Source organism: Shewanella sp. SR44-4 (assembly GCF_014163715.1).
Classification (GTDB): domain Bacteria; phylum Pseudomonadota; class Gammaproteobacteria; order Enterobacterales; family Shewanellaceae; genus Shewanella.
Genome location: NZ_JACJDU010000093.1, coordinates 1 through 4,399 on the forward strand (window position 1 = coordinate 1; position 4,399 = coordinate 4,399).

Consider the following 4,399-nt stretch of genomic DNA (forward strand, 5'->3'; position numbering starts at 1 on the left):
CCGCGCTCACGCTCTTCTGGAGCGTTATCGATTTGAGCGAAGTTTTTAACTTCACCACCATAAGTTTTAGACAAAACGGCAGAGATTGCTGCTGTTAAAGTTGTTTTACCATGGTCAACGTGACCGATGGTGCCCACGTTTACATGGGGCTTTTTACGTTCAAATTTAGCTTTTGCCATGGTATTGCCTCAGTCCAATTATCTTGGTGATGAAAACACATATAGTAAAAATCCGATGCATAAAAATGACATCGAATCGATTATTTAGGGTTAGGAAGTTTATTCATGACATGGGATGTTGATAGGCAGATTCGTACTGCCGACCTCACCCTCATTAAGGGTGCGCTCTACCAACTGAGCCATATCAGCGAACAAATTTGGAGCGGATGGCGGGAATCGAACCCGCGTTATCAGCTTGGAAGGCTGGAGTAATACCATTATACGACATCCGCGCAACCTATTTTAGGCTACCTAACTACCTAGAAAGTGGTGGAGGGAGAAGGATTCGAACCTTCGAAGGCTGAGCCGTCAGATTTACAGTCTGATCCCTTTGGCCACTCGGGAACCCCTCCAGAAAAATGGTGCCGGCACCAAGAGTCGAACTCGGGACCTACTGATTACAAGTCAGTTGCTCTACCAACTGAGCTATGCCGGCGTGTCATTTCGGGTTCGGATATTAGGTAAATGTGCCTCGGAGTGCAATAGTAAAATGATAAAAAACCAAAAAAAAGTTTCAAATGACGTTTTTTTACACTCGTTTCACTTAGAAAGTGTGATTTATAAGCAAATGTAATGGGCGATGAAGACAAATGAGGAGCAAACTATTGTCGCCATTTATTCGATAGTGTAATGTGCCTGACCAACCAAGAGGAATGGTTATGAATCCAATTAACTCAATACAAGATGCACTCTACTTTGCTTTTCAGCGCGAGCATTGGGCTGAATTACGTAAATCAGTGCCGCTCACATTGAGTCAGGCTGAATTAGAAAACCTGCGTGGTATGAATGAAAAGCTGTCTTTAGACGAAGTCACTGACATTTACCTTCCTCTCAGCCGTTTACTGAATTTATTTGTCGGCTCAAAACAACAGCGTGGACTTGTTCTTGATAAGTTTCTGGAGCAAAAAGCTTCCCCTGGTCCTTATATCATTAGTATCGCAGGAAGTGTCGCCGTCGGTAAGAGTACCACAGCGCGTATATTACAAACGTTATTGCAACGTTGGCCTGAGCATCCTAAAGTTGATTTAGTCACCACAGATGGTTTTTTATATCCCTTGGCAGACCTTAAACGTAAAGGGTTACTCCAACGTAAAGGTTTTCCTGAAAGTTACGACATGAAAATGTTGGTAGAATTCATTTCGGCAGTTAAAGCGGGACAGAAAGAGATTCTTGCACCGCTTTATTCACATGTTACATACGATAGATGTCACGACGAGCATCAAGCCATCCGTCAGCCTGATATTTTAATTTTAGAAGGGCTAAATGTGCTGCAAACGGGTTTAGATACCCCAATAGACACAAGAAGGCCATTTGTATCAGATTTTGTTGATTTTTCAATTTACGTCGATGCTGATGAGTCGTTGTTAAAAGATTGGTATAAACAGCGGTTTTTGCAATTTAGAACTGGTGCATTTAGTGATCCAAACTCATTTTTTCATCACTATTCGTCTTTAACCGATGATGAGGCGAATGTGATTGCTGCTAATATTTGGGATACCATTAATGGCCCAAATTTATCATTAAACATTCAACCAACACGAGAGCGGGCCCACCTCATTTTGCAAAAAGGTCCCAACCATTTAATGGACCGAGTTTTACTTAGAAAATAATAACATATGAGCCTATTCCTAGGCTCATTTCTGGCATCTACATTACTGCTCTAAGGCTAATTTCACCGCCAAGATAACGTGTAAGCCCTTGCTCGTTTTCAAGCAACAAAGCCCCTTGTTCATCAATACCTCGACAAGTACCGTTAACTGAATTAGGTGCCATTAGCAGTGATACTTCACGGCCAATAAATAAATCAAATTCATTCCAACGTTCTAAGAATGCACCCAACCCTTTTTGCTCAAACAGCTGTAAATCAGCCTTAAGGGTTTGATGTAATTTAATTAATAGCTCCGTTTTATCAGGCATATTCACCAAACTAGACAGATCGTTCCATGGCTGGTCTATTAGCTCCCCCTGCTCTACAGACATACTCATATTGATACCAAAACCAATGACTAATTCTGTTTTATTAGCGGATGAATTACAAACCTCAACTAAAATTCCAGCCAATTTTTTATGATCAAGGTAGATATCATTTGGCCATTTCAGCCCTAACCCCTCAACCCCAAAGTCAGCTAGAGATTTAACAATGGAACAACCAACAACTAAACTTAAACCACTGGCATGACTAATATCATTATTTAAACGCCAAAACATTGAAGCATAAATATGATGAGCATAAGGAGACAACCACTGACGCCCTCTTCGACCTCGACCAGCGGATTGATATTCAGCAATACAAATATCTCCTGATTTTAATTCAGAGGCATGTCCAAGCATAAAAGCATTAGTACTGGTCGTTTCATCAAAATAAAAACAACGGCCATCAATTCCATTAACAAGATGAGACTCATTTACCAACGACACTGGATTTGCTAATTTGTAGCCTCTTCCTTTCACACTATAAATTTCGATACCATAATCTTTTAATGCATCTATATGCTGATTAATTGCCGCGCGAGTAAGCGATAAAGATTGCGCAATTACCTCACCAGAAACAAAACGTTCATGATGTAAACACGCTAAAATTTGGCGTTTACGTGACCAATGCTCATTCATTTTATTTCAATCTCCCCAACAGAGCCAATAATCCTAGGCTCAGGTTGTAATGTAACCGCAAATTTATCAAAAACCATCTGAATAATGTGTTTCGCTAATTGGCATACTTCATTACCAGTTGCATAACCTAGGTTAACTAACACCAAAGCTTGATCTTGATGGACTGCTGCACCACCGATATTAACGCCCTTCAAGCCAGCATGTTCAATTAGCCAACCTGCAGCAAGTTTGTAATGGTTATCAACCTGTCGATAACCCACTAAGGATCCATAACGACTTTTAAGTGAGTCATAGTCATCTATTGATACAACTGGGTTCTTAAAGAAACTTCCTACATTACCCAATATTTTAGGATCAGGCAGCTTAGATTGACGAACCATACAAACACAATCAAATATTTGTTGTGCCGATACATCTATAGTGTCTAAGTGTTGAAGAGGTCCATAACTTATCACCGGCACCCACTTTTTAGCCAATTTTAGGGTCACCTCAGTAATAACGACTAAGTTTTTAAGTTGTTGTTTAAAAATGGATTCACGATAACCAAAGTGACATTGTTCGTTATTATAGTGTACCAAGTTACCAGTATCGAGTTGTAAAAATTCAATCTTGTGACAATAACGATTAAACTCAACACCATAAGCACCGATATTTTGTATTGGCGCTGCGCCTACAGTTCCAGGGATCAGAGCCATATTTTCTAAACCATAAATATGTTTAGTTAAGCAATATTTAACTAATTGATGCCAATTTTCACCGGCTTGAACCGTGAGATAATAAAAATCATCATCTTCATTAATCGTAATGCCCTTGGTGCTAACTTTAACCACAGTTCCCTGAAAATTGTCAGTAAATACGACGTTACTGCCTCCTCCGAGAATAAGTATGTTCTTCTGTTGTTGATACAACTCAAAACTTATCTTTATTAACTCCTCTTTGCTAGTCACTTCAACTAAAGAGTCGCAATACTGATTAAGGCCAAATGTGTTTAATGAAGTAAGCAAAATAGGCATAGATAGAAAGGCATCGTATTCAGAAATATATTGTTATTGTAGCAGGGAATAGCTAACAAATTAGCATGATTACCGCTAAAAAAGATCACAATCTAAAACGTTGTATCGATTAGTGGCGCTACATACTCTGAGATACATCAGTCGAAATTAACTGATACAGTGCTAATTGCTTACGTAAAAATCCAGCTTATTTTATCAAGCCTCGCTCGACTGATTCGACCAATTTGGCCACAAATTATAGACTTAAAAAAGCCCGTTACGTTAGTAACGGGCTTATCACTATTCTTTCGAGTCAATTAGGCGTCTGGAAATGACCTACTCTTTTATCCCCGAAGGGGACGCATGGGCATATTCAACAAACTACTGTCATGTTTTGGCCAATAACAAACTCTACACTATAAATTGCAGACGTAAAAAAGCCCGTTACGTTAGTAACGGGCTTATCACTACTCTTTCGAGTCAATTAGGCGCCTGGAAATGACCTACTCTCGCATGGGGAGACCCCAAACTACCATCGGCGATACTGTGTTTCACTTCTGAGTTCGGAATGGGATCAGG

The 4,399-nt window shown here is 39.8% G+C and carries 4 protein-coding genes, 4 tRNA genes and 1 rRNA gene; 1 reads left to right on the plus strand and 8 read right to left on the minus strand.

The window, feature by feature from the left end:
- The 5 genes from H5125_RS21370 to H5125_RS21390 all read right to left on the minus strand — a co-directional run.
- A partial coding sequence (locus tag H5125_RS21370; protein WP_259395514.1) for a GTP-binding protein occupies window positions 1–179 on the minus strand: 179 nt, incomplete at its 3' end.
- A 116-nt stretch (window positions 180–295) separates the two neighbouring features.
- Window positions 296–368 (minus strand) — tRNA-Ile (locus H5125_RS21375).
- Window positions 369–377: 9 nt separating this feature from the next.
- Window positions 378–451 (minus strand) — tRNA-Gly (locus H5125_RS21380).
- 35 nt (window positions 452–486) lie between these two features.
- Window positions 487–571: transfer RNA gene (locus tag H5125_RS21385), tRNA-Tyr, on the minus strand.
- Window positions 572–578: 7 nt separating this feature from the next.
- Window positions 579–654: transfer RNA gene (locus H5125_RS21390), tRNA-Thr, on the minus strand.
- 223 nt (window positions 655–877) lie between these two features.
- On the opposite strand from H5125_RS21390, the gene coaA reads away from it, so the two are divergent.
- Window positions 878–1,828, plus strand: coding sequence for a type I pantothenate kinase (coaA, locus tag H5125_RS21395; protein WP_101084798.1), 951 nt, complete (start codon window positions 878–880; stop codon window positions 1,826–1,828).
- Window positions 1,829–1,865: 37 nt separating this feature from the next.
- Here coaA and birA read toward each other — a convergent pair whose 3' ends face one another.
- The 3 genes from birA to rrf all read right to left on the minus strand — a co-directional run.
- Window positions 1,866–2,828: a bifunctional biotin--[acetyl-CoA-carboxylase] ligase/biotin operon repressor BirA gene (gene birA, locus H5125_RS21400; protein ID WP_182745435.1), complete on the minus strand. Its 963-nt coding sequence runs from the start codon at window positions 2,826–2,828 to the stop codon at window positions 1,866–1,868.
- The gene (murB, locus tag H5125_RS21405; protein ID WP_182745437.1) at window positions 2,825–3,841 is read right to left on the minus strand and encodes a UDP-N-acetylmuramate dehydrogenase; all 1,017 of its coding nucleotides are present in this window, start codon (window positions 3,839–3,841) and stop codon (window positions 2,825–2,827) included. The genes birA and murB overlap by 4 nt, the downstream gene beginning before the upstream one ends.
- Window positions 3,842–4,310: 469 nt before the next feature.
- Window positions 4,311–4,399 (minus strand): 5S ribosomal RNA (rrf, locus tag H5125_RS21410); the annotation flags it as partial.

Bases quoted from the DNA above. Each gene is read 5' to 3' on its own strand.
- birA (WP_182745435.1), bottom strand. From the start codon at position 2,828: ATGAATGAGCATTGGTCACGTAAACGCCAAATTTTAGCGTGTTTACAT.
- coaA (WP_101084798.1), top strand. From the start codon at position 878: ATGAATCCAATTAACTCAATACAAGATGCACTCTACTTTGCTTTTCAG.
- murB (WP_182745437.1), bottom strand. From the start codon at position 3,841: ATGCCTATTTTGCTTACTTCATTAAACACATTTGGCCTTAATCAGTAT.